The organism is Glutamicibacter creatinolyticus (genome assembly GCF_006094275.1).
Taxonomy (GTDB): domain Bacteria; phylum Actinomycetota; class Actinomycetes; order Actinomycetales; family Micrococcaceae; genus Glutamicibacter; species Glutamicibacter creatinolyticus.
On sequence record NZ_CP034412.1, the window covers coordinates 12,218 to 38,550 of the forward strand.

Annotated in this window: 26 protein-coding genes and 1 tRNA gene; 15 read left to right on the plus strand and 12 right to left on the minus strand. The window is 64.4% G+C overall.

Annotated elements, in window-relative coordinates:
* Positions 1-76: 76 nt before the first annotated feature.
* Positions 77-1,069, plus strand: coding sequence for a bile acid:sodium symporter family protein (locus tag GcLGCM259_RS00055; protein ID WP_217496545.1), 993 nt, complete (start codon positions 77-79; stop codon positions 1,067-1,069).
* Between the two features lie 84 nt (positions 1,070-1,153).
* A complete protein-coding gene (locus tag GcLGCM259_RS00060) occupies positions 1,154-2,041 on the plus strand; it encodes a DMT family transporter (protein ID WP_138925381.1) in 888 nt (295 codons plus the stop codon).
* A 60-nt stretch (positions 2,042-2,101) separates the two neighbouring features.
* Here the strand turns inward: GcLGCM259_RS00060 and GcLGCM259_RS00065 are convergent, their stop codons facing one another.
* The gene (locus tag GcLGCM259_RS00065) at positions 2,102-2,308 is read right to left on the minus strand and encodes a hypothetical protein (protein WP_054820821.1); all 207 of its coding nucleotides are present in this window, start codon (positions 2,306-2,308) and stop codon (positions 2,102-2,104) included.
* Positions 2,309-2,490: 182 nt separating this feature from the next.
* Between GcLGCM259_RS00065 and GcLGCM259_RS00070 the strand changes: the two genes are divergently transcribed.
* Positions 2,491-3,036: a peptidylprolyl isomerase gene (locus GcLGCM259_RS00070; protein ID WP_138176427.1), complete on the plus strand. Its 546-nt coding sequence runs from the start codon at positions 2,491-2,493 to the stop codon at positions 3,034-3,036.
* 348 nt (positions 3,037-3,384) lie between these two features.
* Positions 3,385-4,008 carry a rhomboid family intramembrane serine protease gene (locus tag GcLGCM259_RS00075; protein WP_246049659.1) on the plus strand — a complete coding sequence of 208 codons (624 nt, stop codon included), beginning with the start codon at positions 3,385-3,387 and terminating at the stop codon, positions 4,006-4,008.
* A gap of 570 nt (positions 4,009-4,578) precedes the next feature.
* Here GcLGCM259_RS00075 and GcLGCM259_RS00080 read toward each other — a convergent pair.
* Complete coding sequence (locus GcLGCM259_RS00080) at positions 4,579-5,190, minus strand: LysE/ArgO family amino acid transporter (RefSeq protein WP_138176423.1); 612 nt, start codon at positions 5,188-5,190, stop codon at positions 4,579-4,581.
* Between the two features lie 71 nt (positions 5,191-5,261).
* Between GcLGCM259_RS00080 and GcLGCM259_RS00085 the strand changes: the two genes are divergently transcribed.
* Positions 5,262-6,146 carry an ArgP/LysG family DNA-binding transcriptional regulator gene (locus GcLGCM259_RS00085; RefSeq protein WP_138925382.1) on the plus strand — a complete coding sequence of 295 codons (885 nt, stop codon included), beginning with the start codon at positions 5,262-5,264 and terminating at the stop codon, positions 6,144-6,146.
* A gap of 37 nt (positions 6,147-6,183) precedes the next feature.
* On the opposite strand, the gene GcLGCM259_RS00090 is transcribed toward GcLGCM259_RS00085, so the two are convergent.
* Positions 6,184-6,435, minus strand: a complete 252-nt coding sequence (locus tag GcLGCM259_RS00090; protein ID WP_054820827.1) for a cell division protein CrgA — start codon at positions 6,433-6,435, stop codon at positions 6,184-6,186.
* Between the two features lie 207 nt (positions 6,436-6,642).
* Between GcLGCM259_RS00090 and GcLGCM259_RS00095 the strand changes: the two genes are divergently transcribed.
* Together GcLGCM259_RS00095 and GcLGCM259_RS00100 are read left to right on the plus strand one after the other, a co-directional pair.
* Positions 6,643-7,407, plus strand: a complete 765-nt coding sequence (locus tag GcLGCM259_RS00095; protein ID WP_138925383.1) for a class E sortase — start codon at positions 6,643-6,645, stop codon at positions 7,405-7,407.
* 173 nt (positions 7,408-7,580) lie between these two features.
* Complete coding sequence (locus tag GcLGCM259_RS00100; protein WP_138176417.1) at positions 7,581-8,222, plus strand: anthranilate synthase component II; 642 nt, start codon at positions 7,581-7,583, stop codon at positions 8,220-8,222.
* 28 nt (positions 8,223-8,250) lie between these two features.
* Here the strand turns inward: GcLGCM259_RS00100 and pknB are convergent, their stop codons facing one another.
* The 7 genes from pknB to GcLGCM259_RS00135 are packed head-to-tail and all read right to left on the minus strand — an operon-like array spanning position 8,251 to position 17,470.
* Positions 8,251-10,101: a Stk1 family PASTA domain-containing Ser/Thr kinase gene (gene pknB / locus GcLGCM259_RS00105; RefSeq protein WP_138925384.1), complete on the minus strand. Its 1,851-nt coding sequence runs from the start codon at positions 10,099-10,101 to the stop codon at positions 8,251-8,253.
* Positions 10,101-11,921, minus strand: coding sequence for a protein kinase domain-containing protein (locus GcLGCM259_RS00110; protein ID WP_138925385.1), 1,821 nt, complete (start codon positions 11,919-11,921; stop codon positions 10,101-10,103). The genes pknB and GcLGCM259_RS00110 overlap by 1 nt, the downstream gene beginning before the upstream one ends.
* The gene (locus GcLGCM259_RS00115) at positions 11,918-13,369 is read right to left on the minus strand and encodes a penicillin-binding transpeptidase domain-containing protein (protein WP_138176412.1); all 1,452 of its coding nucleotides are present in this window, start codon (positions 13,367-13,369) and stop codon (positions 11,918-11,920) included. Before GcLGCM259_RS00115 ends, GcLGCM259_RS00110 begins: the two co-directional genes overlap by 4 nt.
* Positions 13,369-14,754: an FtsW/RodA/SpoVE family cell cycle protein gene (locus tag GcLGCM259_RS00120; RefSeq protein WP_054821388.1), complete on the minus strand. Its 1,386-nt coding sequence runs from the start codon at positions 14,752-14,754 to the stop codon at positions 13,369-13,371. Before GcLGCM259_RS00120 ends, GcLGCM259_RS00115 begins: the two co-directional genes overlap by 1 nt.
* Entirely contained in the window at positions 14,751-16,148 is a 1,398-nt protein-coding gene (locus GcLGCM259_RS00125) for a PP2C family protein-serine/threonine phosphatase (protein ID WP_138925386.1), read from the minus strand. The genes GcLGCM259_RS00120 and GcLGCM259_RS00125 overlap by 4 nt, the downstream gene beginning before the upstream one ends.
* Positions 16,149-16,151: 3 nt before the next feature.
* Positions 16,152-16,631, minus strand: coding sequence for an FHA domain-containing protein FhaB/FipA (locus tag GcLGCM259_RS00130; protein ID WP_054821811.1), 480 nt, complete (start codon positions 16,629-16,631; stop codon positions 16,152-16,154).
* The gene (locus GcLGCM259_RS00135) at positions 16,628-17,470 is read right to left on the minus strand and encodes an FHA domain-containing protein (protein WP_138176408.1); all 843 of its coding nucleotides are present in this window, start codon (positions 17,468-17,470) and stop codon (positions 16,628-16,630) included. The genes GcLGCM259_RS00130 and GcLGCM259_RS00135 overlap by 4 nt, the downstream gene beginning before the upstream one ends.
* Before the next feature lie 268 nt (positions 17,471-17,738).
* Between GcLGCM259_RS00135 and GcLGCM259_RS00140 the strand changes: the two genes are divergently transcribed.
* Positions 17,739-17,822 (plus strand) — tRNA-Leu (locus GcLGCM259_RS00140).
* 123 nt (positions 17,823-17,945) lie between these two features.
* Positions 17,946-18,449 carry a metallophosphoesterase family protein gene (locus GcLGCM259_RS00145; RefSeq protein WP_138925387.1) on the plus strand — a complete coding sequence of 168 codons (504 nt, stop codon included), beginning with the start codon at positions 17,946-17,948 and terminating at the stop codon, positions 18,447-18,449.
* 47 nt (positions 18,450-18,496) lie between these two features.
* On the opposite strand, the gene GcLGCM259_RS00150 is transcribed toward GcLGCM259_RS00145, so the two are convergent.
* Both GcLGCM259_RS00150 and GcLGCM259_RS00155 read right to left on the minus strand, forming a co-directional pair.
* Entirely contained in the window at positions 18,497-19,564 is a 1,068-nt protein-coding gene (locus GcLGCM259_RS00150) for an ABC transporter ATP-binding protein (RefSeq protein ID WP_138925388.1), read from the minus strand.
* A gap of 114 nt (positions 19,565-19,678) precedes the next feature.
* Complete coding sequence (locus GcLGCM259_RS00155) at positions 19,679-20,722, minus strand: LacI family DNA-binding transcriptional regulator (protein WP_246049664.1); 1,044 nt, start codon at positions 20,720-20,722, stop codon at positions 19,679-19,681.
* Between the two features lie 166 nt (positions 20,723-20,888).
* Here GcLGCM259_RS00155 and uriH point away from each other — a divergent pair, with 166 nt between their 5' ends.
* The 6 genes from uriH (at position 20,889) to GcLGCM259_RS00185 (ending at position 26,311) form a co-directional block, all read left to right on the plus strand.
* Positions 20,889-21,884 (plus strand): uridine-preferring nucleoside hydrolase UriH, encoded by a 996-nt coding sequence (uriH, locus tag GcLGCM259_RS00160; RefSeq protein WP_138173190.1) that lies wholly within the window; start codon positions 20,889-20,891, stop codon positions 21,882-21,884.
* 11 nt (positions 21,885-21,895) lie between these two features.
* Positions 21,896-23,302 carry a uridine transporter UriT gene (uriT, locus tag GcLGCM259_RS00165; protein ID WP_138927123.1) on the plus strand — a complete coding sequence of 469 codons (1,407 nt, stop codon included), beginning with the start codon at positions 21,896-21,898 and terminating at the stop codon, positions 23,300-23,302.
* Positions 23,299-24,255 (plus strand): ribokinase, encoded by a 957-nt coding sequence (locus tag GcLGCM259_RS00170; protein WP_138925389.1) that lies wholly within the window; start codon positions 23,299-23,301, stop codon positions 24,253-24,255. Before uriT ends, GcLGCM259_RS00170 begins: the two co-directional genes overlap by 4 nt.
* Positions 24,256-24,470: 215 nt before the next feature.
* The gene (locus GcLGCM259_RS00175; RefSeq protein ID WP_138173186.1) at positions 24,471-24,878 is read left to right on the plus strand and encodes a four-helix bundle copper-binding protein; all 408 of its coding nucleotides are present in this window, start codon (positions 24,471-24,473) and stop codon (positions 24,876-24,878) included.
* 211 nt (positions 24,879-25,089) lie between these two features.
* Positions 25,090-25,788 carry a dienelactone hydrolase family protein gene (locus GcLGCM259_RS00180; RefSeq protein ID WP_138925390.1) on the plus strand — a complete coding sequence of 233 codons (699 nt, stop codon included), beginning with the start codon at positions 25,090-25,092 and terminating at the stop codon, positions 25,786-25,788.
* A gap of 91 nt (positions 25,789-25,879) precedes the next feature.
* Positions 25,880-26,311 carry a universal stress protein gene (locus GcLGCM259_RS00185; RefSeq protein WP_138173182.1) on the plus strand — a complete coding sequence of 144 codons (432 nt, stop codon included), beginning with the start codon at positions 25,880-25,882 and terminating at the stop codon, positions 26,309-26,311.
* Positions 26,312-26,333: the final 22 nt, after the last annotated feature.

Genomic DNA, 26,333 nt, shown 5'->3' on the forward strand with positions numbered 1-26,333 from the left:
TATGGCCGCTTCATGAACCGCTCGGCTCCCCGGGATGAACTTCGCGTTCGTGCACCGCCGTGCCATGATATTGCACATGCCCACGCACGACCAATATACCGCTGATGCCGCGCAGGAAAACGAAACCCGCAGTGCACGCACCGCGGTACTGCTCTTTCCGGCCTTGATCCTGCTTGGCGGGCTGACCGGCATGCTGATGCCCGCAGCCTTCCAGCCGCTGTCCCCGTTGATCAATCCGCTGCTGATGGTGATCATGTTCGGCATGGGACTGACCCTGACCCTGCCGGACTTCGGGATGGTGCTGCGTCATCCGCTTCCGGTGCTGGGCGGGGTCTGCGCCCAGTTTGTCATCATGCCGCTGGTGGGTTGGGCCATCGCCGCGCTGCTGGGCCTGGATCCCGCGCTGGCCGCCGGCGTCATCCTGGTCGGCTGTGCCCCCGGCGGCACCGCCTCCAATGTCGTGACCTACCTGGCACGCGGCAATGTGGCACTGTCCGTGGCCATGACCAGTATCTCCACCCTGCTGGCACCACTGCTCACTCCCCTGCTCACGCTTTGGCTGGCCGGGCAGTACCTGCCGGTGGCTGCCGGGTCGATGGCCGGCACCGTAGTTCAAATTGTGCTGATTCCGGTCCTGCTGGGCCTGGTCATCCGGTTGCTGTTCAACCGGGCGGTGGAAGCCGTCCTCAAGGCCCTGCCCTGGGTTTCCGTACTGGCGATCGCGTTCGTGGTCACCATCATCGTTGCCGGCAGCGCCCAGACCATTTTGCAGGCCGGACTGTTGGTGCTGGTTGCGGTGGTCCTGCACAACGCGGCAGGACTGCTGCTGGGTTATGGAGTCGGAGCCGCACTACGGTTGCCCGAGGGGTCCAAGCGCACCGTATCCATCGAAGTGGGAATGCAGAACTCGGGATTGGCCGCCGGATTGGCAACCCAGTACTTCTCCCCTGAAGCCGCTCTTCCAGGCGCGGTGTTCTCCGTCTGGCACAACCTCTCAGGAGCCCTCGTGGCCGCGTTCTGGCGACGTCGGCGCCAGAACGCCGAGGCAGCAGGCGCCTCCAAGAACTAGCCGGCCACAGGCGGCTACAGCACCTTGCGGCAACATAGGACTCGCGAGGCGGTCAACAGCGGGACGGAAATGTAGCCTTGATTGGTGACCATCCTTCTTGTGATCGTAGGCGTCCTGGGAGTCTCCGCCTCCGGCCCACTGATTGCGGCGTTTCCCGGTGTTCCCGTCTTGGCGATGGCCTTGTGGCGGAACTTCGGCGCCACCGCGGTGCTGGTGGCGCCGACACTGCACCGGGATCCGACCTCGTTTCGCCGCATGGGTCGACGCGAATGGGCCTTTTGCTCCATCGCCGGAGTCTGCTTGGCTTTGCACTTCGTCTGCTTCATGTACGCAGTGCGCATGACCTCGGTGGCTGCCGCAACGGCCTTGGTCTGCATCCAGGGTGTCTGGATTGTGGTGTTCCAACGGTTGCGGGGAGTTAGCTGCACCCGCATGGTGTTCCTGGGAATTGCGCTGTCCATCACCGGCGTCGTGATCATCACCGGTTTTGATCTCGGGCAGGGGCGTGAGGCCATTCTCGGTGACCTTCTGGCTATCCTCGGAGGAATGCTTGCAGGAGCATATACCCTAGCGGGGTCGTTGGCGCGGCGGACAATGTCAACCGGTGCCTATGCATCGGTCTGCTATGCCGTGACCTCCCTGGTACTGCTGGCGATTTGCCTCCTGGCCGGGGAGCGGATCTGGGGTTTTGACGCCTGGGGATGGTTTGGCATCGTCGCGCTCACCGTGTGTTCGCAGCTTCTGGGTCATACGGCCCTAAACCATTTGCTGAGCATCCTCGGTCCACTGACGGTCTCGACTCTCATTTTGCTCGAGATCCCCGGTGCGGCATTCATCGCGGCGCTGATGATCGGCCAGCTCGTGCCCGCCGGAACCATTCTGGGCCTGATCGTGATCCTCGGCGGCCTAGTTCTCGTGGTCCGCGGACAAGCCAAGCCCGAGCCACCCACTGTGCCCCTCGAATCACCGTAAAACTAGTCAAGCACGTGCATTCCCTTAAAGGAATACACGTGCTTGGCTTGGTCTTTTTTGCTATTCGGACGCCAGCTTGCGAATGTCTTCGGTCTCGGCTTCCGTGGACTTTGCCACTGGAGACTGCGGCTCAGTCGAAGGGGCCGGCATTTGCCAGGGGTCTTCAATCGGCTTTGACGCCTTCCACACCGCTACTAACGCGGCAACGGCCGCGGCGAGCACACCGATCATCATGAACTTGCCGAACCCGAACTTCTTCTTTTCCATGTGAACTCCTTTAGCTAGGCCACGCGCTGGCCCAATGGAAGACCTTCGACTCATCCAGCCTATGCACTTTCTCCCTGTCGCACCATGCGGGAATCGCCAGACCACGCCTTTACGGCGTTTTTCACTCAACGCGTACAGGTGTCTTTGGCGGTCGCCGGTCTCAACGTGGGAGAATAAGGAGCATGACCGCAATTGCAACGCATAAAGCCACAATCCACACCAATAAGGGCGACATCGTCGTCAACCTCTTTGGCAACCACGCCCCGAAGACCGTGAAGAACTTCGTGGGACTGTCCACCGGTGAGCAGGAATGGGTGCATCCCGAAACTGGCGATAAGAAGACCGATACCCCGCTGTACAACGGCACGATCTTCCACCGCATCATTTCCGACTTCATGATTCAGGGCGGCGATCCGCTGGGCCAGGGCTTTGGCGGCCCCGGCTACCAGTTTGATGACGAGATCAACCCTGAGCTGGACTTCAACGCGCCCTACAAGCTGGCCATGGCGAACGCCGGCATTCGCATGGGTCGTGGAACCAACGGATCCCAGTTCTTCATCACCACCGTTCCCACCACCTGGCTGCAGGGCAAGCACACCATCTTCGGTGAGGTTGTTGACGAGGACTCGCGCAAGATCGTTGACTCGCTGAACGCAGTGGCCACCGACGGGCGTGACAAGCCGCTTGAGGACGTCGTCATCGATTCGATCGATATCGAGACCCTCTAGGATCTTCGCGTCATCGACGCCGCGGGCTCCGGTCGCCATTGAAGTGGCGGTCGGAGCCCATACCTTTAACGTCCCCGCCGCTTCCCCAACACTAAATATCTGAGGAACACCCCCATGTCCTACGGGCAAGTCTCACCGGAATCAACGCAGGTACCGACGTGCTACCGGCATCCAGACCAGATCTCCTACGTGTCCTGCCATCGATGTGGGCGACCAGTATGCCCACGGTGCCAGGTCTCTGCCCCGGTAGGGGTGCAATGCATTGAGTGTGTCCGCAACGCCAACAGGGCCATACCCAGTGCGAAGACCGAGTTTGGTGGGACCGCCCGCTCGAGTGCAAAACCGGTGGTGACCTACACCCTGATCGGCGTAAATTTGCTGATATATGTCCTGCAATGGGTCATCCCCAATTTCACGCAGCAAATAGTGCTCGTCGGCGCACTGGCTTACTGGGAGCCCTGGCGTGTACTGACCAGCGCTTTCGCCCACTCGCAGGGGTCTTTGCTGCATATCGCCATGAATATGTACGGCGTGTATATCTGCGGGGTGCTGCTGGAACCGCGTCTTGGACGCATGCGCTTTGGCTGGCTCTATTTCCTCTCGGCCTTGGGTGGTTCTCTGGGCGTCTTGCTTCTCAGTGACCCGTACACTGCGACTTTGGGTGCATCGGGAGCGCTCTCGGGTTTGTTCCTGGCCTTGTTTGTGGTTTTCCGTACCAACCGGACCGCGTTGCGCCAAATGGGAATTGTCCTACTGCTAAATGTCGTTATGGGCTTCGTGGTGCCCGGAATCTCCTGGCAAGGCCACCTAGGCGGAGCAGTGCTTGGCCTAGCTGCCGCAGCGTCCATCGTACTTATCCCCAAGGGATCCCAGCGGACGACCTTGCAATTTGTTCTGCTCGGTATTCTCAGCGTGGTGGTAACGGGCATGCTCTATCTGGCAGCGGTGACCGTTCGTTTTCCACTGGCCTAGTTCGAACACTACTCCAGTGCCTTATCCACACTGCTTATCCACACTGTTAATAACTTACACACATGTAATTCCCGAGCCGAACCGGGTTGTTAGATGCCGTGGATTCCCTTGTTGCCGGGGCTGGAGGGCAGACGTTCAACTATTTTACACAGGAATCTCCACACCTGTGGATAACTTTTAAACAGGGCCTGTAGATTCACGTTTTCCGAGCATGGAAGCATTCGGATCGCCTGATTCGAATTTTTAAACGACTCAAGGCTGACATGTACTTATATGGACTTCTGGTGACTCAAAGTGCTCGTATCCACAGCGGTAATCCACACTGTTAATAACTTACAGGCGTGTAATTCCCCTCCCTCCACTTCCCGGGATCCCCGGGTTTTCGGTTCTTTTGGGGGAGGCGCCGACGGACTTCTCCCCAGCTGTGGATAACTTTGTGAACAAGTTGTCGCGAAAGATTCCCACAGGTGCTGTGGATAGATGTGGGGAGCTGTTGATAACTGCGCAATCAAATCGCCCGCCTATTAGGCAAGGAGGATGTCGCCGGCGGCTCGGGGCGGGATTTTCCGCCTAGAACAGGGGGAGGATCAGGCGGATCGCAAAGTAGAGCATGAACAGGCAGATGAACCCGTCGAGCAATTGCCAAGCGCGTGGCTTGGCGAAGATGCGCGCCAAATAACGCGAGCCAACACCGAGGGCCATGAACCAGACCAAGCTGGCGACGATGGCACCAGCACCAAACTGCCAACGGGCACCGGCAAATGAGTTGCCGATAGAACCCAAGAGCAGAACGGTATCAACGTAGACGTGAGGGTTGAGCCAGGTGAGGGCGAGGGTGGTCAACGCCACTCTCCATGCCGAGGATTCGCTGGGGGAGTTCTTGGTAGCCATGCTCGTGGGAGAGAGCGCGCGGCGTAGCGCGAAGAGGGCATAGAGTGCCAGAAAAAGTGCTCCACCTATGCGTGCCGCACTCATGATCCATTCCGCGCGCTCTATCAGGGCACCCAGGCCGGCAATACCCGCAGAGATCAGGACAATGTCCGAGAGCATGCAGATGATGATCGCCACCCAAACGTGCTGACGAGTGATTCCCTGGCGCAGGATGAAGGCATTTTGGGCGCCGATCGCGACGATGAGCGACAGTCCGGTGCCGAAGCCCAACAGGGCAGGTGTAGCAAGCATGTAGCAACAGTAGAAAAACCCCAGAACTGTTGTCGAACTTAAAAGTCTTAGGACACTTTAGAGTTGCTAATGTGAACTTCGATTTTGAGCAGCTGGAGACTCTCCTGGCGGTCATCGAGGCTGGCAGCTTCGATGGCGCCGCCATTGACCTGGGGATCAGCGCTTCAGCGGTGAGTCAGCGCATGAAGGCACTGGAGAAACGGGCCGGGACCATTCTCGTGTTGCGTAGTAAGCCGGTGCGGCCCACCGAGCCCGGTGTCACGGTGCTGCGCTACGCGCGCCAGATCGTCTCCCTGGGCAGAGAGCTGAACACGCATCTGGGGGAAGGGGAGCATGCGGAAACGCCCCAACGGATCACCATTGGCGTCAATGCCGATTCCCTGGCAACTTGGTTCATCGACGTTCTGCGGGAACTGGGTCGCCGCGAGGACCTCATTTGTGATTTGCGCAGGGGAGATGAGCACCGTAACGCGGAACTGCTGAGGAAGGGCGAGGTCAGTGGGGTGGTGACGACCGGCGCCGATGCGGTGCAAGGATGCGCGGTGCAAAAGTTGGGAACCATGCGCTACTGGGCGGTGGCATCAACGGAATTCATTGCCCGCCGAGGCGGAATGGCGCCACGTGACTGGCTGGCGGTGGCCCCGGTGGTGATCTTTGACCGCGACGATCCGCTGCAAGCCCAGCTGCGTGGGCGAGTGACCGGACAGTCAACGTGGGACGGAGTGGCGACGCACTATGTCCCGGACTCGTGGCGTTACGCTACGGCAATTGAGGCAGGTATGGGCTGGGGGATGCTGCCGGAACTGCAGCTGCGGCAGCTGCCTGAGCTGCACCGTCTTGACGATGCATGGAGCATTGAGGTGCCGCTGTACTGGCAACGGTGGTCCATGGGTTCGCGGGCACTGGACAGTTTCGGTCGGATTCTGATGTCCGCGGCACAGGCCGCCGGGCTTTAGGCTGTCTACGCTGCGGACCACAGCGGTGTTGCGGAAACTATTTCCAATTTGTGGTCATGAAGAAGCCGATCATGGCAATGCCAAAACCGATCACGATGTTCCAGCCACCAATGTTGGGGATGGGGAAGAGCGTCTGCGAAATGTAGTACACCATGACCCAGACCAGGCCAAGGAGCATCAGCCCGAACATTACCGGCTTGTACCAAACCGGATTCGGGCTCTCAGCGCTGCGCGCCGCGCGCTCCGCGGCGGCCTGGGGCTTCTTCGTGCGACGCTTCGATTCCGGCAATGTATAGCTCCCTAGCTTCATCAGCTCATTGTATTAAACAGGACTCGCCACGGCGTTCCCGGTAGTCTTAGGAACGAAGTATCACCGACAAGACGATCCATACTTCGCGTAGCTTCCATACTAGCCGTTGCGCCGCTTCCCGCGGGGGCTAACTGGCTATGATGCGAACAACTTTGCTCCAAGTATCCCGTGCTAAGGACCGCCCCTTTGAACCGAACGCTTGCCCGGCCCGGACGCCGAACCGACCGCCGTCCCGTCAGCGTGGGTAATCGTCTGCTCGGGTTTTTCGGGGAACTGCTGATCACCCTCGGAATTGTGTTGATGCTCTTCGTTGTGTGGGAATTATGGTGGACGAATATTGACTCGGCCCACGCGCAGAAGCAGGCCACCGGTGAGCTGGTGCAAAGCCTGGGCGAAGTGAACATCCCCGAGACGGTGGATGAAAAGGACTACGGACCGGCCCCCGTTACGGAGATCGCCGATGCAGAGACCTTCGGAATCATGTATTTTCCGCAGTTTGGCCGAAATGGAACGCATCATCCGGTCACCAATGGAGTGGGCAGCGATGTGATCGACAGCGTGGGCATCGGCCACTATCCCACGACCCAGAAGCCGGGGGAGCAGGGCAACTTCGCGGTCGCGGCCCACCGCCAGACGCACGGACAGGTTTTCTGGGACATCGACAAGCTCGGGGACGGCGACAAGGTCTACCTGCAGACCAGGCAGGGGTACTACACCTACACCTGGCGCAAAACCGAGATCGTCCCGCCCAGCGCCGGAGAAGTGCTGTTGCCGGTGCCCCACGAGTACGGAGCCGAACCGACCACCTCGATCCTGACCATGACCAGCTGCCATCCGCCGTTCACCACCCGTGAACGCATCATCGCCTACTCAGAACTGACCAGCTGGCGACCGCTGGAGGCGGGGCCTCCCGAGGAGATCCGGAACTTGGTCAAGGACGCCACGAGCTAGGGGTAGGAAATGTATTCATGGATTTTTCGTAATTTGCCCGGACCGCTGTGGTTTCGCGTCATCCAGGCACTGATTCTGATTGCCGCAGTCGTACTATTACTGATGGTGTATGTTTTCCCGTGGCTGAGCCAGTTCAGCCCCTTTACCGAGTCGACGATTGGTTTGAGGATACTGTGAGTGCGACAAAGATCCTGGTGATCGACAACTACGACAGCTTTGTCTACACCCTCGTCGGATACCTGCAGGAGCTGGGGGCGCAGACCACGGTCATCCGCAACGACGACCGGGACCTTTCCGGGGCCATTGCGCTGGCCCAGGAGCATGACGGGGTGCTCATCTCGCCTGGGCCGGGGGATCCGGCCGGGGCCGGGGTCAGCATTGACCTGATCAAATGGTGCGGCGAGCACAACAAGCCGATGCTTGGGGTCTGCCTGGGGCATCAGGCCCTCGCCGAGGCCTACGGTGGCACGGTGACCCACGCCGAACAGCTGATGCACGGCAAGACCTCGCTGGTGCGCCATGCTGAGCATCCGGTCTTCGCGCAGGTGGCCAACCCGTTCACGGCAACCCGCTACCACTCACTGGCCGCGGTGCGCTCCACGATCCCGCAGGAACTGGAAATCATCTGCGAAACCGAGGACGGGGTAGTGATGGGTCTGGCGCACCGCACCGCGCCGCTATGGGGGCTGCAGTACCACCCGGAATCGGTGCTGACCCAGGATGGCTACCTGATGCTGGGCAACTGGCTGCAGTTTGTGGGGCTCGAGGGAGCCGCTGCCAAAGCCGCCGGACTCAGCCCGCTCTTCTCCGCGTAGCCTCCCGCCCGGGGCGGGAGACAGGGAACTAGTCCTCCTTGGCCGAGGGCGAAGGGCTCTCGCTGGGGGATTCGCTGGACTCAGCCGATTCATCCGGCGACGGGCTGGAAGAGGCGGCCGCCCGGGCGATGGTCAGCTGGATGGTGCTGCCCTGTTCCACATCCTCGTTCGGGCCGGAGGACTGCTCGAGCACGGTGTCGACGGCTTCGCTGCTCTCCTCATAGGTGTACTGCACCTTCAGGCCGAGGTCATCGGCCTCGAGCTTCGCCTTGGCGTCATCCAGGCTGGACCCGGTGACATCCGGGACGGTGACCTTGCCGGTGGACAGGATCAGGTCTACCTGCGAGCCGACCTTGACCTTGGAACCCATTTCCGGGCTGGTCTGCACCACCCAGTCGGTGGGGATGCTTGGATGGTTGATCCTGGTGACTTCGCCAACTTCCAGCCCGGCTTCACGCAGTGCCTCGCGCGCGGCGACCTCTGTCTGGTTTGCCAGCGAATCGGGGATGGTGCGCTGTTCAGAGCCGTCGGAGATGTACAGGCGCACCAGGCTTTCCTTGGGCACCGAGGCACCGCTCTTCGGGTCGGTGCGCACCACCAGGTCCTCGTCGACGGCGTCGCTGTATTCGTGCTCCACCTGCACGTTCAGGTTCAGCGCGGTCAGCTGGGCGGTGGCTTCCTCCTCGGAGAGCTTTTCCACGTTCGGGATGCCCACCGGGGCGTTGCGCTCCTGGTCCAGCTGGATCATCCGGTAGACCATGAAGCCGGCGACGATGACCGCGATCGCGGCAATGATGGAGATCAGCCAGAACATGCCCCGGTTGGACTTGTGCCGCCGGGTCGCGTCGTGCAGCTGCTGGCGGCTGGCGAACACCGGGTGCTCGTCGGTGGGCGGACGGATGGCGGACGCATCGTATGCGGCGGCCTCGGCGTCCATCGCCTGGGTCGGCTCCTGGTAGAGGGCGACCGTGGGCTGGGTGCTGGTGGCCAGCTGCGGGTCCTGGTAGGGGATGCCGTGCAACGCGTCGTCCAGGGCCCGGGACAGGTCCGCGGCCGAGTCGAAACGGTCGTCGCGTTCCTTGGCCAGCGCCTTGAGCACCACAGCATCGTAGATCTGTGGAACGTCCGGGTTTGCCTCGCTGGGCGGCACCGGGTCCTCGCCGACGTGCTGGTACGCCACCGATACCGGGGAGTCCCCGGTGAAGGGTGGCTCGTGCACCAGCAGTTCATAGAGCAGGCAGCCGGCGGAGTAGATGTCGGTGCGGTGGTCCACGATCTCCCCGCGTGCCTGCTCCGGGGAGAGGTACTGGGCGGTGCCCACCACCGCGGCGGTCTGGGTCATCGTGGCCGAGGAGTCGTTCACGGCCCGGGCGATGCCGAAGTCCATGAGCTTGACGTGCCCGTCGTCGGTGACCATGACGTTGGCCGGCTTGATGTCCCGGTGCACCACGTGGTTCGCGTGCGAGTGCTCCAGCGCCTGGCAGACCCCGTGCATCACGTCCACGGCGAACTCGGGTTCGATCCGCTCTTCCTTCAGCATTTGGCGCAGCGTGCGCCCGGTGACGTACTCCATCACGATGTAGGGCAGCTCATCGGGCCGGGTGTCCCCGGCCGGGATGACCCCGGTGTCGTAGACGCCCACGATGTTCGGGTGGCTGAGCCCGGCCACCGCCTTGGCCTCACGCTCAAAGCGCGCCACCACCATCGAATCGCGCGCCATGTCCGGGCGCAGCAGCTTGATGGCGACCTTCCGGGAAAGCACCCGGTCCATGCCCAGGTACACGTCCGCCATCCCCCCGCGCCCGATCAGCGACTGCAGCTCGTAGCGCCCTGCCACCAGGTCGGGCACGCCCGGCGGAAGCACTGACTGTTCGTTCATCAGTTATCTTCCGTGGCCGATGCGGTGGGCGAGGAGGAGGGGGCGGCGGCAGGGGAGGAAGTCTCGGCCGGTGCCGAGGAGGTGGCTTCGGTCGGCTCGGGGCTGGGCTCCGGGCCGGAGGAGATGACCAGGCTGACCTTGCTCCCCGGGGTCTGGCTGCTGCCGGCGGCCGGGCTTTGGCTCAGCACGGTGCCGGCCGGCTCGTCGCTGGCACGCTCGGTCACCGAGCCGACCGACAGGCCGGCCTGTTTCAGCTGCGACCTGGCGGCACTGGAGGACTGGCCGACCACGCCGGGCACCTCCACGGTTTCCGGGGCAATGGCGTAGGTGACCCGCACGGTCGATCCCGCATTGACGGTGCCCATCGGGGAAATGTCGGTGACGTTGCCCGGATCCTCGTCCTGCATGGGCCGAGCCACCGCGTCCACCTTCAGGCCCAGGTCCCGCAGCTGCGCGGTGACCGCATCAATGTGCTGGCCGAGCAAGGCGTTGCTGACCTGCACCGTCTTCGGCGACTGCGCATCCTCGGAAGGGGAGCTGGCGGCGATGGTGCTCTGCGTCGGCTCGGTGGTTTCCTCGCTCGGCTCGCTGCTGGTCTCGCTCGCGCTCACCGTGGGGGAGACGCTGGACTCATCACCGTCGCTGGCGCCGGTGAACATCGGCATCAGCCAGGCCCCCAGGGCGATCAGCACCGCCAGGACGATGACCACGATCAGCGGGACCAGCCACGGGGCGCGCTTCCTCTCCTCCTGGTCGTGGGCGTCCTCGTTGTCTGCCAGCCCATCGGAGTCGAAGTCCTGGTAGCTGGAGGAGGCCTGCAGCGACTGGGTGGCCGCCGGGGTGACCGGTAGGGCGCTGGTGGCCGGGGCGGCAGCCTGCACCGTGGTGTCCTGGGTGGGCACCGCCTGGGTCTTCTCATCGTCCAGGTTCATCGCCTGGGTGGCGGTGTCCTCGATCCCGGTGCGCAGCATGCCGGGCACCGCGAGCACCGCGGTGTGCGTGTCCTCGTGGCGGAGGGCCTCGGCGGCGTCGGCCAGGGCGTTGGCGTTCTTCGGGCGGTCGGCCGGGTCCTTGGCCAGCATGGACATGATCAGCTGGCGCACCGGGGCCGGAATGGATTCGGGCAGCGGCGGGGGAGTGTCGTTGACCTGGGCCAGTGCGATGGCGATCTGGGATTCGCCGGTGAAGGGCCGGCGTCCGGCCAGCAACTCGTAGCCGATGACACCCAGCGCGTAGATGTCCGAGCTGCCGGTGGCGGTCTGCCCGGTGGCCTGTTCCGGGGCCAGGTACTGGGCGGTGCCCATCACCTGGCCGGTGGCGGTCAGCGGGACCTGGTCGGCCAGTCGGGCGATGCCGAAGTCGGTGATCTTCACCTTGCCCGAGGGGGTGACCAGGATGTTGCCCGGCTTCACGTCACGGTGCACCAGCCCGTGCTCGTGCGCTGCGGCCAGGGCCCGGGCGGTTTGGGCGATCAGCGACAGCGTGCGGTCCACATCCAGCTTGCGGTCCCGTTCAATGATGGTTGACAGCGGCGGGCCGGGCACCAGTTCCATGACCAGGTAGGCCGAGCCCTCTTCCTCGCCGTAGTCGAAGACGCCGGCGATGCCCGGGTGGTTCAGCAGTGCGGTGTGCCGGGCCTCCACGCGGAAGCGCGTGAGGAAGCCCTCGTTGCCGGTGTACTCCTCCTTGAGGATCTTGATGGCCACCAGCCGACCCAGCACCTGGTCGCGAGCCTTCCAGACTTCGCCCATGCCACCGATCGCGATGCGGTCGGTCAGCTTGTAGCGACCTCCCAATGTAGTACCGGTAACTGGTCTCACTGGTTGAACACCGCCTCTGTCATTTGCTTCATAAGGGAAACCGCCAACCGGTGGTTCTTGTCGTAGTCAATTCTTTCAAAGGCCACCGTGATGGCCACTTCGGGGTCATCGCCCGGGGCGAAGCCGGTCACCCAGGAGTTCACCGTGCGCCCCGGCTGGTCATCCGGCACATCCGCGGTGCCGGTCTTGACCCGCAGGTCCACGCCGGGCACGTTGGCCCGCATCGCCGTGCCGGACTGCACCGGGCCCTTCATCAGTTCGGCGACCTTGTTGGCCACCTCCTTGGTGGTGGCCGTGGAGAACTCCTTCGGCTTGGTCTCCTCCAGGACTCGCAGGTCCGGGGCGATGACCTTCTTGACCAGGTTCGGCTGCATGATCACCCCGTCGTTGGCGATGCCCATGGCGACCATGTTCATCTGCAGTGGGGTGGCCTGCACGTCACGCTGGCCAATGACCGACTGGGCCAGTTCGCCGGCGCTCATGTTGGGCTTGAACTGGCTTTCGGTTACCTTCAGCGGGATGTTCAGCTGTTGGTTGAAGCCGAAGCGCTCGGCCACGTCCTCGAACGGTGCCGAACCCAGCTTCTCGCTCATCTGCGCGAACGGCGTGTTGCAGCTCTGCGCGGTGATGAAGCGCAGATCCGCCTGCGTCCGGTTGGCGCAGATTCCCTCGGCGAAGTTGCTGATCTTCGCGCCCTGGATGTTCACCTGCTGCGGGTTGGGGACCGGGGTGTCCATGTCGTACTTCCCGGACTCCAGCCCGGTGACCAGATCCAGGATCTTGAAGGTCGATCCGGGGCTGAACCGGTTGCCCAGCGCCGGGTTGACGTAGGGGCTCAAACCCTTGACGCCGGTCAGCTTCTTCAGGTTCTCCGAGGCGGCCTTGGTGGAATGCACCGAGAGCTTGTTCGGGTTGTAGCTGGGCTTGGAGGCCATGGCCAACACGTCGCCGGTCTTCACATCGGTGACGATGATGGTGCCGCGCAGTCCGTCGGGCAGCATGTTGAACGCCTTGTGCTGCAGCTCGTCGTCGATGGTCAGCTCCACCGAGGCGCCCTCGGTGGTCTTGCCGGTGAACAGCGCGGAGAGCCGGTCAAAGAGCAGGTCGGAGCTCTTGCCGGTCAGCCAGTCGTTCAGCTCGCTTTCCAGATGAGTGGACATGTTGGCCAACGAGTAGAAGCCGGTCAGGTGCGCGTACACCTCCGGGTCGTTGTAGACGCGCTGGTAGGTGAACTGCCCGTCCTCGGTTGGCACCGACTCCGCGATCGGCTTGCCGTCCACCAGGATCGCCCCACGGGGCATGTCGAATTCACGGTACAGCTCACGCTTGTTCAGGGCGTTGCCCGCCAGCTGGTCGGCGGCGAAGAACTGGATATAGCTCAGCGCCCCGAAACAGACCAGGAACATCACCATCAGGGCAACCCAAACGCGCCGAATGGCCTGATTCACTAGCTTTTCACCGCCTTCGGATCGCTGGCACCGGGGGTGGCCACTTCATCGGTCGGGCCCACATGCCCGGTCATTGGTCTGCGTGAGTTGTGGGAGATCAGCAGCAGCAGCGCCACAATGATCCAGTTCGCCAGCAGTGAGGATCCGCCGGCCGCCATGAACGGGGTGGCCAGACCGGTGAGCGGGATCAGCCGGGTGACCCCGCCAATGATCACGATGCACTGCAGCGCCAGGGTGAAGGACAGGCCGGTGGCCAGCAGCTTGCCGAAGCTGTCTCGCGATCCCAGTGCGGCGCGCAGCCCACGGGAGACCAGCAGCAGGTAGAGCATGATGATGGCGGCCACGCCGATCAGCCCCAGCTCCTCGCCGAAGGAGGCGATGATCATGTCCGAGTTGGCCAGCGGCACCCGGTAGGGCGAACCGTTGCCCAGCCCCGTGCCGATCAGCCCGCCGTCGGCCATGCCGAACAGGCCTTCGACGATCTGCATGCTGCCGCCGGTGGCGTAGTAGATGTCCGGGTTGAACGCGTCCAGCCAGGTGGTCAGGCGTCGGGTCACGTGGCTCATGGTGGTCGCGGCGAACACGCCGCCGACCGCCACCATCAGCAGGCCGATGACCACCCAGGAGATGCGGGCGGTGGCCACGTAGATCATCACGATGAACAGGCCGAAGAACAGGATCGAGGACCCCAGGTCGCGCTGGACCACCAGCACGCCGATGGACAGGATCCAGGCGACCACCATGGGCGCCATGTCCCGCATGCGCGGCAGCTGCATGGGACCGACCTTGCGCCCGGCCATCAGGATCAGGTCGCGGTTGGAGGAGAGATAGCCGGCGAAGAAGATCGACAGGGTGATCTTGGCCAGCTCACCGGGCTGCAGGGAGAACCCGGCCACCCGGATCCAGATCCGCGCGCCGTTGATGGTCACCCCGAGCCCGGGAATCATCGGAAGCAGCAGCAGCACAATGGATGCCAGCAGGGCGATATAGGTAAAGCGGCGCAGGTTGCGGTGATCGCGCACCGCCCACATCACCACCGCGGCGATGAGCATGGCGATGCCCGTCCACAGCAGCTGGCGGAACGATTGCTCCGTGGACTTTGCCAAGTCCAGGCGGTAGATCATGGCCAGACCCAGCGAGTTCAGGGCGATCGTAATCGGAAGTATTACCGGATCAGAATATTTGGCGAAAAGCCGCAATAGGATGTGGACCAGCAGCGCCAGGCCACTGAGGATCCCCATCTCCAACACGAAGCCGCTGCGGTCGGTTTCCTCGGTGGCGGTCCCGATCAGGTAGAAGGCGGCGAAGCCAACTCCCAGGGCGAGCACGAGCAGGAGGAGTTCGAAATTGCGCCGGGGAACCGGTGCTGTCTGCAATTCGCTCATTGCATGATCTCCTCACAGTAGGCGGGCACGGGTTCCTGGTCATTGTTCTGGTCGTCCTTGGACGGGGCCTGCACCGGACATTTCTGCTTGGCGGTCACCAGCAGTTCGTGCACCATCGCCTGGGCGTGGTTCAGGTCCTGCGCGTAGAGCGAGGACTCGACCCGCTGACGCGAATAGGTGGGCAGGGCCTCGAGCGGGATATTGCTGACCGACTCCACCTCGGAGAGGGAGATCGGCCCCAATTCCTGGGGCACCCCGCGGTAGATGGCCACATTGCCGTCCTTGGGAGCCACGAAATACTGGGTTTGGGTCCACAGGTAGCCCCACGCGCCGACGATCACCACCAGCACGCTCATCAGGGTCAGCAGCGCCGGCAGGAACCAGCGTCGACGCGGGCCGTGGCTCTCGAGCGGGTCGAGCATGTCGCCCGCTTCCGGTGAACGGTGGGTGAGCAGGGCCGCGGCGCGGCGCTCACCGGTGCTCTGGGTTACCACCGGGATCTGCCCGGTCTGGGTGGCCAGGTCGGCGGCGCCCACCAGTACGTGCGGGCGCTGGGAGATCTCATGGCGGATCAGCGAGGCGCTGGCCTCGATGTCACCCTCCACGGCGATCGTCAGCTGTCCGGTGTCCGGTTCCGGCTCCCCGGAGACCGCCTGGACCGGGGGCAGGTCAGGAGTTTCGACAATGTCGAACAGGACGATGGTGACGTTGTCCGGCGCCCCGTTGTGCAGGGTCGTGGCCACCAGGTCGGCCGCGATCTCCTCCAGGTCCGCGGTGGTGCGCATCGCCTGCTCAATGATTTCGTCGGGCACCACATCGGTCAGGCCGTCGGAGCACAGCAGCCAGCGTTCACCGACCGCGGCCGGCAGCTGCTGGATGTCCAGTTCGGGGGAGGCATCCGAATCGCCAAGGACGCGCAGCAGCACGTTCTTGTGCGGGTGCACCGATGCTTCCTCGGGGCGGATTCGGCCTTCCTCGACCAGGCGCTGCACGAACGTGTGGTCCCGGCTGATCTGCTCGAACACCCCGTCCTTCAGCCGGTAGGCGCGCGAGTCGCCGATGTGCGCCAGGTGCAGCGTTTCCTCGGAGAGCAGCAGCGAGGTCACGGTGGTGCCCATGCCCGAAAGCTTCGGGTTCGCGCCCACCAGTTCGTTCAGCACCAGGTTCGCCGCCTGGATCTCATCGGGCAGCGCGTTCTGCGGGTCCGGGGTGTAGCGGCGGTCCAGGTGGATCAAATCCAGCACGGTGGAGGCCGAAGCCACGTCGCCACCGACATGCCCGCCCATGCCGTCGGCCAGCACCGCCAGGTACTCGCCAACGTAGGCCGAATCATCGTTCTTTGAACGCACTCGGCCTACGTCTGACAGGGCGGCAAACTTGAGCTTCAATGCCATAGGCTAGGCCTTCAACTCCAGCACAGTCTTGCCAATGCGGATCCGCTGGCCCAATTCCACGGGCTGCGGACGCGACAGCTGGTTCTCCCCGATAAAAGTGCCGTTGGTGGATCCCAGGTCCTCCAGGAACCAGCGCGAACCCTGCGGGAAGAGCCGGGCGTGGCGACCGGAGGCGTAGTCGTCTTCCAACACGACGGTTGCATCCTGGGCGCGCCCAAAGAGGATCGGCTGGCCGTCAAGCTTGATTTCGCGGCCGGAAAGTGGGCCTTCCACCACCTGCAGGGCGGTGGCCGTCTTGCGGGCGGTCGGTTCGGGTTCAGCCAGTGTCGGGTTCTTCTTGATCGCCCGGGCGCTGGGCTGGCCGGTGCGGGCGCGGGTCCCGATGACCAGGTCACGGCGCATGGCGCCCACGACGCTGAGCACCAGAAGCCACAGCAGAACCAGGAAGCCCAGGCGGAACAGGGCGAGCAGCAGGTCGTTCATGCGCGTCCCTTCTGCCCCTGGGCGATGAGTCGGAAGACAACCTTGGTCTTGCCCAGGGAAATGACCGAGCCATCGCCCACCCGGGTCTCGCCGTTGACCTTGCGGCCGTCGACGAAGGTGCCGTTGGTGGACCCCAGATCGAGCACCACGTAGTCATCTCCTCTTTGTTCGACACGGAAATGTTGCCGGGAAACGCCCGGGTCATCGATCGGGATGTCGGTGGAGGCTGAACGGCCCAGCACAATCGAATGATGGTGCAGGGCATAGCGCTGGCCATCAACCTCCAGCACGGCCTGTTTGGCCACCGGTGCCGGGGCGGCGCGTGCCGGTTCGGGGCGGGCCGCGGCCCGCGGCTGGGCGGTGGTGCGTGGCTGCTCGGCCGCCGGGGTTGCCGGAGCCGGTGCTGCGGCCGGTGTGGGAGCGGGAGCTGGATTCTTTACCGACGCGGAGGCGGCGGCGCCTGCCGCGCCTTCCTTGATGGAGGCGCTGATCTCGACTTCACCGCGGCGGCGGTCCTCTTCGCCCACGAAGTGAATGCGGATGTTGTCCCGCACCGAGTATCCCTGGCTCATCGCGTGCTCGGCGGTAACCTTGGCCATTTCGTTGACAACCGAGGAACCCCAGGCCTTGGCGGTCTGGTAGTCATCGTTGCTCAGGTGTACGACAAAGTCGTTGGGGGCAAGGCTGCGCCCTTCGCTGATGGCCAGGATGCCCCGGTCCATTTCATTGCGCAGGGCAGTAGTCAGTTCCACCGGTTTGATCTCCGCGCTGCTGTTGCCACGAAAGAAGCTGGTGACGACCTTCTCTAGACCACGTTCGACGTTGTCGAGAAAGCTCATTTCGAGCGCTCCTTTCTTAGATTCACGCATGTCGCAGGGCAAGTGCTTGGTTCCTGCGACCCGTGTGGCGCGGAACGTCTCTGTCGATCTTACTGTTTTCGGCTGTGGAAATGCAGGATGCCAACTGCACGCAGTCCGACGATACGGCAACGATTTGGACACCTAAAGAGTTTCAATTGTGTCGCTAACCACATTTGCCCATTTCGATTAGGAGAATCGAATCGAGTGTGTATAAGATTATTTTCGTTGCTGCGAGAGTAGCGAACAAGCGCGAGTGGCGGAATTGGTAGACGCGCTGGCTTCAGGTGCCAGTGCCCGCAAGGGCGTGGGGGTTCAAGTCCCCCCTCGCGCACACACCGGATATCCCGGGACATCACATAGTTGATGTCCCGGGATATTTCTTTAACCCAGGCCCCGCGAGCCAGTCTGGATTCGGCGCTTGTCCCCGGCGCGCCGAGGCCTGAAGATGTAAGGCATGGCCACACGACTTCTTCTGCTCGCCGACACCCACGTCCCCGCCCGGGCAAGGAAACTGCCCTCTGCGGTGCTTCAGGCCGTTGCGGCCGCCGATGCCGTGATTCATGCGGGGGACTGGATCGATCTGCCGACCTATGAACTGCTCTTTAACCGGGCCCGCCAGCTCCATGGGGTCTACGGGAACAATGACGGTCCGGATTTGCGGCAGCGGCTGCCGGAAGTCGCGCACTTCACCGTGGAGGAGCTGAAGTTCTCCCTCATTCACGAGACCGGGCCTGCCCGGCGCCGTGAGGAACGCGCGGACGCGGCGTTTGCCGGCAGCGACGTACTGGTGTTCGGGCACTCGCATATCCCCTGGGATACGGTTTCTCCCGGCGGGATGCGCCTGCTCAATCCCGGTTCCCCCACGGGCCGGCGCCGCCAGCCACACTGCACCATGATGAGCGTGGTGGTGACGGGGCGCCGCCTGGAGGTCGAATTGCACCGGGTGGAGCGCGACTAGGCCGGTCCTGGCCACCGGGCCCGGCGGCCAGGACCATCAGTGGGAAGTCAGGCCTGGGTCAGGCGCTGGCCCGAGGCGGTGTCGAACAGGTGGATGTGTCCGGGCTCCGGGACGATGTTGATCTTCTCGCCCCGCTGCGGCGGCTTGCGCCCATCCACCCGCATCACCACCGGGTGGTCCTTGCCCTCAAGGTGCACGCTGCCGTAAATGTAGGCGTCCGCGCCGAGTTCCTCCACCACGTCCACGTGCAGTTCGACACCCTCGCCCGGGGCTGCCCGGCGCAAATCCTCGGGACGGATGCCGAAGGTGGTGCCGCCGGAGGCTCCCGGGGCGGGGTAGGCCGTATTGCCGAAGGCCACCTGGCCCCCGGTCTCGGTGAGCTCCAGCAGGTTCATGGACGGGGAGCCGATGAAACCGGCGACGAAGACGTTGTTGGGCCGGTCATAGAGTTCACGCGGGGTTCCCACCTGCTGCAAGGTGCCTTCCTTCAAGACCGCCACACGGTCTCCCATGGTCAGCGCCTCCACCTGGTCGTGGGTGACGTACACGGTGGTGACCCCGAGCCGGCGGGTCAGCGAGGAGATCTGGGTGCGGGTCTGCACGCGCAGCTTCGCGTCCAGGTTCGACAGCGGTTCATCCATGAGGAACACCTGCGGTGAGCGCACAATCGCCCGGCCCATGGCCACCCGCTGGCGCTGGCCGCCGGACAACGCCTTCGGCTTGCGGTCCAGGTACTGTTCCAGATCCAGCAGTTGCGCTGCCTCGCGCACACGCCGGGCCCGTTCTTCCTTGTCCACCCCGGCGATCTTCAGCGCGAAGCCCATGTTCTCCGCCACGCTCATGTGCGGGTACAGCGCATAGTTCTGGAAGACCATGGCAATATCCCGGTCCTTGGGCGGAACGTTCGTGACGTCCCGGTCCCCGATGCGGATGGTCCCGCCGTCCACCTCCTCCAGCCCGGCCAGCATGCGCAGTGTGGTGGACTTGCCGCAGCCCGAGGGGCCGACCAGGACGAGGAATTCCCCATCGGCGATTTCCAGGTCGATGCCGTCCACCGAGGGAACCAGTGCACCGGGATAGATACGCGTGGCTTTCTCAAAAGTCACAGATGCCATGACGACATTCCTTTCACGGGCAGGTACGTGCCCGACGATCCGTAGTGAAAGTGATATGGGTAACAGCATTCTTGCACACTTCTGCCCCGGGTTCCGGCCTGGTGTTGTTGGCCCCTAGGCTTGGGCGACGGTGGAGCCGCGCACCACGAGCTGTCCGGGCAGCACCAGATGCGAGGCATCCAGCGGTTCACCCTCGATGAGCCGGCGCAGCTGCCGGGCGGCCCCGCTGCCCAGCCCTTCGGCGTCCAGGTTGATGCTGGTCAATGGAGGATTGGTGGTGGAGGAGTAGGGAAGGTCATCGAAGCCGGCCACGGCCAGCTCGTCGGGAAGCTGCAGCCCGGCCACCCGGGCCTCCTGCAGCACCCCGTAGGCGTGGGTGTCGGTGGCGCAGCCGATCGCGGTGATCCCCTGCGCCTGCCACTGCGGCCACGCCGCGGCGAAACCGGCGGCCGCCTCTCCCACGTCGATGGTGGTGGCGATCACCGCCCCCTCGGGTAGCTGCATTCCGTGTTCGTGCACGGCATGGGTGAAGGCCTGCTGGCGCTGGCGCAGGGTGGCGGTCCCGGTGTTCGCGTCCAGGTACGCGACCTTGCGGTGCCCGAGTCCGGCGAAGTGTTCGACCATGTCCCGGGCCCCCTGGGCGACATCCAGGTTGACGGCCGGCACCTGCGGCGGGGCGTCGGGGGCGTCGATGGCCACCACCGGGATGGGCGAACCCAGTTCGCTCAGGAACTGCCGGTTTGGCGCATCGATGAGCAGACCCGCCGGACGCAGGCCCAGCAGCCGGCGCACCTCCGGGACGCTGGGGGACTGGCCGGGATCGGTGACCGAGAGCAGCAGCTGGTAGTCCGAACCCAGGACCTTGCGCACCCCGGCGATCAGCCGGGCGAAGAAGGGGTTGGAGATGTCCGGGGCGACCATGATGACGGTGGAGCTCACACCCCGGGCCAGGGAGCTGCCGATCCCGTCCACCACGTACCCCAGATCGCTGATGGCCTGGCGCACCTTTTGCACGTTGCGCTCGGAAACCCGTCCGCTGGCCTTGCCGTTGGCCACCAGGGAGACGGTGGCGGTGGAGACCCCGGCCGCGCGGGCCACCATGGCCGCGGTGACGGGGCGTGGCGGCCGTTCGCCGGCGTTGGGGTCCTTGGGATTCATGTCACTATCCTATCCGCTGCGCCCTCTGGGGCAGGTGGGCGCGGGAACCCCAAACCCGAAGCCAAGTTAAGCGTTTGACGTAAAGCGCTTAACGGAGCAGAATCTTCCCAGAACCAAGCTCTGTACCGGCCCAAGCGGCCGGTTCCCCAATGATGTGGAGGACCTGATGGCCGTGACGAACCCCGATGCGCCGCGCAAGATCATCCTGGACTGCGACCCCGGGCATGACGACGCGGTGGCACTGCTGCTGGCCCATGGCAACCCGCGGATCGACCTGTTGGCCGTCACCACCGTGGTGGGCAACCAGACCCTGGAAAAGGTCACCGCCAACGCGCTGGCCGTGGGAACCATCGCCGGAATCACCGGTGTTCCCTTCGCCGCCGGTTGTGCCCGGCCGCTGGTGCGCACCATTGAAAACGCCCCCGACATCCACGGGGATTCGGGGATGGATGGACCGCTGCAGCCGGAACCGGCCATTGAACTGGATCGGCGCCACGCCGTGGACCTGATCATCGAGACGATCATGAGCCACGAACCGGGGGAAATCACCCTGGTGCCCACCGGCGGGCTGACCAATATTGCGCTTGCCGCCCGCAAGGAACCACGCATCGTCGAGCGCGTGCGTGAAGTGGTGCTCATGGGCGGGGGCTGCCATGTCGGCAACTGGTCGGCCGTGGCCGAGTTCAACATCAAGATCGACCCCGAGGCCGCGCACATCGTCTTCAACGAATCCTGGCCGGTGGTGATGGTGGGCCTGGACCTGACGCACCAGGCGCTGGCGACCGACGAGGTCATCGAACGGATCGAAGCGGTGGGCACCGCCCCGGCCCGCTTCGTGCGCGAACTGATGGACTTCTTCAAGGCCGCCTACAAGGACGCCCAGGGCTTTGACGCCCCACCGGTGCACGACCCCTGCGCAGTTGCCTACGTCATCGACCCCACCGTGGTCTCCACCGTCAAGGTGCCGGTGGACATTGAACTGTCCGGCGCACTGACCCTGGGCATGACCGTCGCCGACTTCCGCGCCCCGGCCCCCGCCGACTGCAACACCTCGGTGGCAATGGAGCTGGACCACGAACGCTTCTGGGACCTGGTGATCCAGGCGCTGCACAACATCGGTGAAGTCCAGCTGCCCACCGCACAGAACGCCGGTGCCCGGTGAGCGCCCCAGCGATGCCGGGAACCGACCGGCGCAATGCCGCGGGGTTGATGATCGCCCTGCTCACCGCCTGCGTGGCCTTCCAGCTCAACGCCTCCATGCTGTCCCCGGCCCTGGTCACCATGGGCGAGGAACTCAACGCCGACCAGGCCTCCATCGGGCTGAGCCAGACCTGGTTCTTCACCACGGCGGCACTGTTCTCCCTCTTCCTGCCGCGCTTCAGCGATGTGGTGGGGCGCAAGCGGGTGCTGGTGGGCATGATGCTGGCCACCGCCGTCGGTTCGATGATCGCCGCGCTGGCCCCCAACATCGGGTGGCTGTTCGTCGGGCGCATCATCCAGGGCGTCTCCGGGCCCACCGTGCCGCTGTGCCTGCTGATGCTGCGCAGCGCGGTGAGCGACCCGAAACGCTACGGCACCCTCATGGGATTGATCCTGGCCGTGAACGGCGGGGTGGCCGGGGTGGACTCCTTCCTCGGCGGCTACCTGGCTGAGAACTTCGGGTTCCGCTCGATCTTCTGGTTCATGGTCGTGCTCGCCCTGCTGGCCACCGTCGCGGTGGCGATGCTGTGCGCCGAAAGCAAGCCGCAGGCGGGGACCGGCATGGACTGGCGTGGAGTCATCTACATTGTGATCGCCGTGGGTGCGCTGCTCACGGCCCTGAACGAGGCGGCCACGCTCATTGGCGCCTTCAGCACCGACACGCTGCTGATTTCACTGGCGCTGCTGGCGCTCGCCGGACTGTGCTTTGCCGCGTTCTGGCGCACCGAACAGCGGGTCGCCGAGCCGATGGTGCAGATCCGCCATCTGCGCCTGCGTTCCACCTGGGCGCCGTTGTTGACCACCCTGCTGACGATGACCGGTATTTTCGCCGTCATCAACGGGATCATCCCGGCCTTCGTCCAGGCCGCCGAGCCCGGCTTCGGCATCGGGGCCACCCAGACCGCGCTGCTGATCCTGACCCCGTACGCCCTGCTGGGCTGGGTGTTCGGCCCCATCAGCGGACGGCTGGCCCCGGTCCTTGGCTACACCACGGTGCTGCGCGCCGGAATGATCGGCTCCATCCTGTCCCTGGTGCTGATCCTGGTCCTGGGCCTGAACTCCCTGCCGTGGATGATCGCCGGCAGCGCGTTGTTGGGCATCTGCTATGCCGGTACGGTGAACATCATGCTCAACGGACTGGGCGTGGTCCTCTCACCCCCGGGCAACCCGGGCTTCCTGCCGGGGATGAACGCCGGGGCGTTTAACCTCGGTGCCGGGGTCAGCTTCCTGCTGCTGCCGGCCGTGCAGGTGGCCGCGGCGCCGCTGGGCGTACACGGGTCCTACCTGGCCGTGCTGGTCACCGGCCTGGTCATTACCGTGCTGGCCCTGGCCACGTCGTTGTTGATTCCCAAGCCCGTCGATGCGGAGGTCGAGGCATGAACGCCACACCAGGACGAGAAATTATCGTAGTCGGATCGCTGAACGCCGATTTGGGGATCTACACCCACCGCCACCCCCAGCCCGGGGAAACCCTGCACGGGCACGGCTTCAACGTCGGGCCGGGCGGCAAGAGCGCCAACCAGGCCGTGGCCGCCGCGAAACTGGGGGGCCGGGTGGCCCTGATCGGAGCCGTGGGCAACGACGCGAACGGTGCGATGCTGCTGGATTCCTGCCGGGCCGCCGGAGTTGACGTCTCCAGCGTCTACCGCCGGGGACAGGTGGAGACCGGGGTCGCGGTGATCACGGTGGATGCCAGCGGGGAGAACACCATTGTCATTTCCGCCGGCGCGAACGGCACCCTGGACCGTGAGGATGTGGAGCAGGAGGAGCAGCGCTTTGCCCAGGCCGGCGTGGTCTGCCTGTGCCTGGAGGTTGCCCCCGATACAGTGCTGGCCGCCGCGCAGGCCGGCCAGCGGCATGGCGCCACCGTGCTGCTGAACCTTTCCCCCTACGCGGAGGTGGACCCGGCGCTGGTCCAGGCCACCGACGTGCTGCTGGTCAACGTGCATGAGGCTTCCCAGTTCCTGGGCGGGCAGCCGCTGCCCGATGCCCAGGCGCCCCTCGCGGCCTGGTCTGCGGTGACCGACCTGCTTAGCACGCGGGGGATCAGGAATGCGGTCATCACCCTGGGCAGTGCAGGCTCGGTGGTGCTCCAGGCCGGGATCGAGGCGGTGCGCATCGCTCCGACCAAGGTCAAGGCGATTGACACCACTGGTGCCGGGGATGCGTTTACCGGGGCGCTGGCCGCGCGGCTGGCCGCCGGGGATCCGCTGCACAGCGCGGCGGCCTACGCTTCGCGCAGCGCCGCGCTGGCCACCACCGCCAAGGGAACCCAGGCCGCCTACCCGGATGCGGGCCGCCTGGAAAGCAGCTTCGGCACCTCCCAGGTCTAAGGCCACTGCGGCGTCATTCTGCAACGCCTCGGGAGTCGTTGACTTGGCTGTATTCCAAGAATGGAATGTGATGTCGGAGCATGGTCATGGGAGAGATCGTCACGTCGCCTTGGTAAACGCTCAATCGGGTGTACTGCTCCTGGGGTTATCCCTAGTGTCATGAGCAAGGTGAGCCGGAGCCACCGGCGCACCGCGCTTGTGGAAAGGGGAACATCATGACGCACGTAAGCTCGATGCTCGAGACCTACCCGAAGGACCTGGCCGGGGTGGATCGCGAAAAGTTGGCCGCCTGCATTGCCGCCTGTTTTGAATGCGCCCAGGTCTGCACGGCCTGCGCCGACGCCTGCCTGGCCGAGGACATGGTGGCAGAGCTTCGCACCTGTATCCGCACCGACCTGGATTGTGCCGACATCTGTGCCGCCACCGGCGCGGTGCTGACCCGGCAGACCGGGGCGAACCCGACCCTGCTGCGCTCCATCCTCGAAGCCTGCCAGGCCGCCTGCGAGGTGTGCGCCGAGGAATGCGAACGCCACGCCGAGATGCACGAGCACTGCCGCATCTGCGCCGAGGCCTGCCGCCGCTGCGCCCTGGCCTGCGCCGACCTGCTGGCGTCCATGGCCTAGGCAAAGCGCCCCCGGCGTCGGCGCTGCCGCCGGCGCCCCGCCCAACGCCGTCGAGTCCCCGCCCCGTGGCGGTGCCCGGCGGCGTTGTCTCATTCCGGGGGGCGAATACGTGCGGAAACCGCTGGATTTTGTGATACCGATTAATGCCAAAGGCTCCGGCGATTACATAGACTGTTATCAAAGTTCAAGTCACCCCGACTAAGGATGTGTCATGGCTGTCAAAACTCCCCATCAGAACGTCACCTTCGACTCGGTCGACGGCGAGGCCCACGGATACCTGGCGGTGCCCGAATCCCGGCGCGGACCCGGGGTGATTGTGATCCAGGAATGGTGGGGCCTGACCGACCACATCCGCGACGTGGCAGACCGACTGGCCGCCGAGGGGTTCGTCGCCCTGGCCCCGGACCTCTTTGGCGGCTGGATCACCCATGACGGGGATGAAGCGGCCAAGATGATGAGCGAGCTGCCCGAGGCCGAAGGCGCCCGGCTGCTGGCCGGAGCCGTGGACTACCTGCTGGGGCGCGAGGAGGTCACCTCCACCAAGGTCGGTGCGATCGGCTTCTGCATGGGTGGTGGCTTCGTGCTGAACCTGGCTGCCCAGCAGGGGGAGAAGATTGCCACCGCCGTCCCGTTCTACGGGGTGGGCCAGGCGGTGCCGGATGACTACACGGGCGTCAAGGCCGCCATCCAGGGCCACTACGCCATCCATGACGGGTTCTACCCCGTCGAGGACGCCCGGGCCCAGGAAGAGCAGATCCGCCGCGAATCCGGGGCGGAGGTCACCTTCTACTACTACGACGCGGACCACGCCTTCCACAATGACCAGAACCCGGCGGGTAACTACAAGCCCGAATACGCCCGGCAGGCCTGGCAGCGCTCGGTCGAATTCCTCAAGAAGCACGCCGGCTAAGGACTTTCACGTGGCACGCATCACATAGAGTGGTGTGCACAAGCGCGTGCTACGCACAGAACTGGAACATCAACCCAAGGAGAAACGCATTATGTCTGAAACCATCATCGTGGGCGTTGACGGCTCGGAAACCGCACTGAAGGCCGCGCGCCGCGCCGCCGACCTGAGCGCCAAGCTCGGTGCCGAACTGGTCGTGGTGACCGCCCACGCCTCGGACAACACCGAGGTCGTCTCCATCGGCTCGGACACCTGGATCCTGGATGACGCCGAGCAGGCCCGCAAGCTGGCCGAGCGTGTGGCCCGCGACGTGCGCGACGCCCAGCCCGAGGCCAACGTCTCCGCCGCCGCCGGACACGGCAAGCCTGCCGAGGTGCTGATCTCCGAGGCCAACTCCCGCAACGCCTCGATGATCGTGGTCGGCAACGTCGGCATGCGCGGCCTGGGCCGCGTGCTGGGTTCGGTCGCCTCCTCGGTCGCCCACTCGGCACCGTGCGATGTGCTGGTTGTGAAGACCGACAAGTAGGACACTGCGCACCGCAGATGCG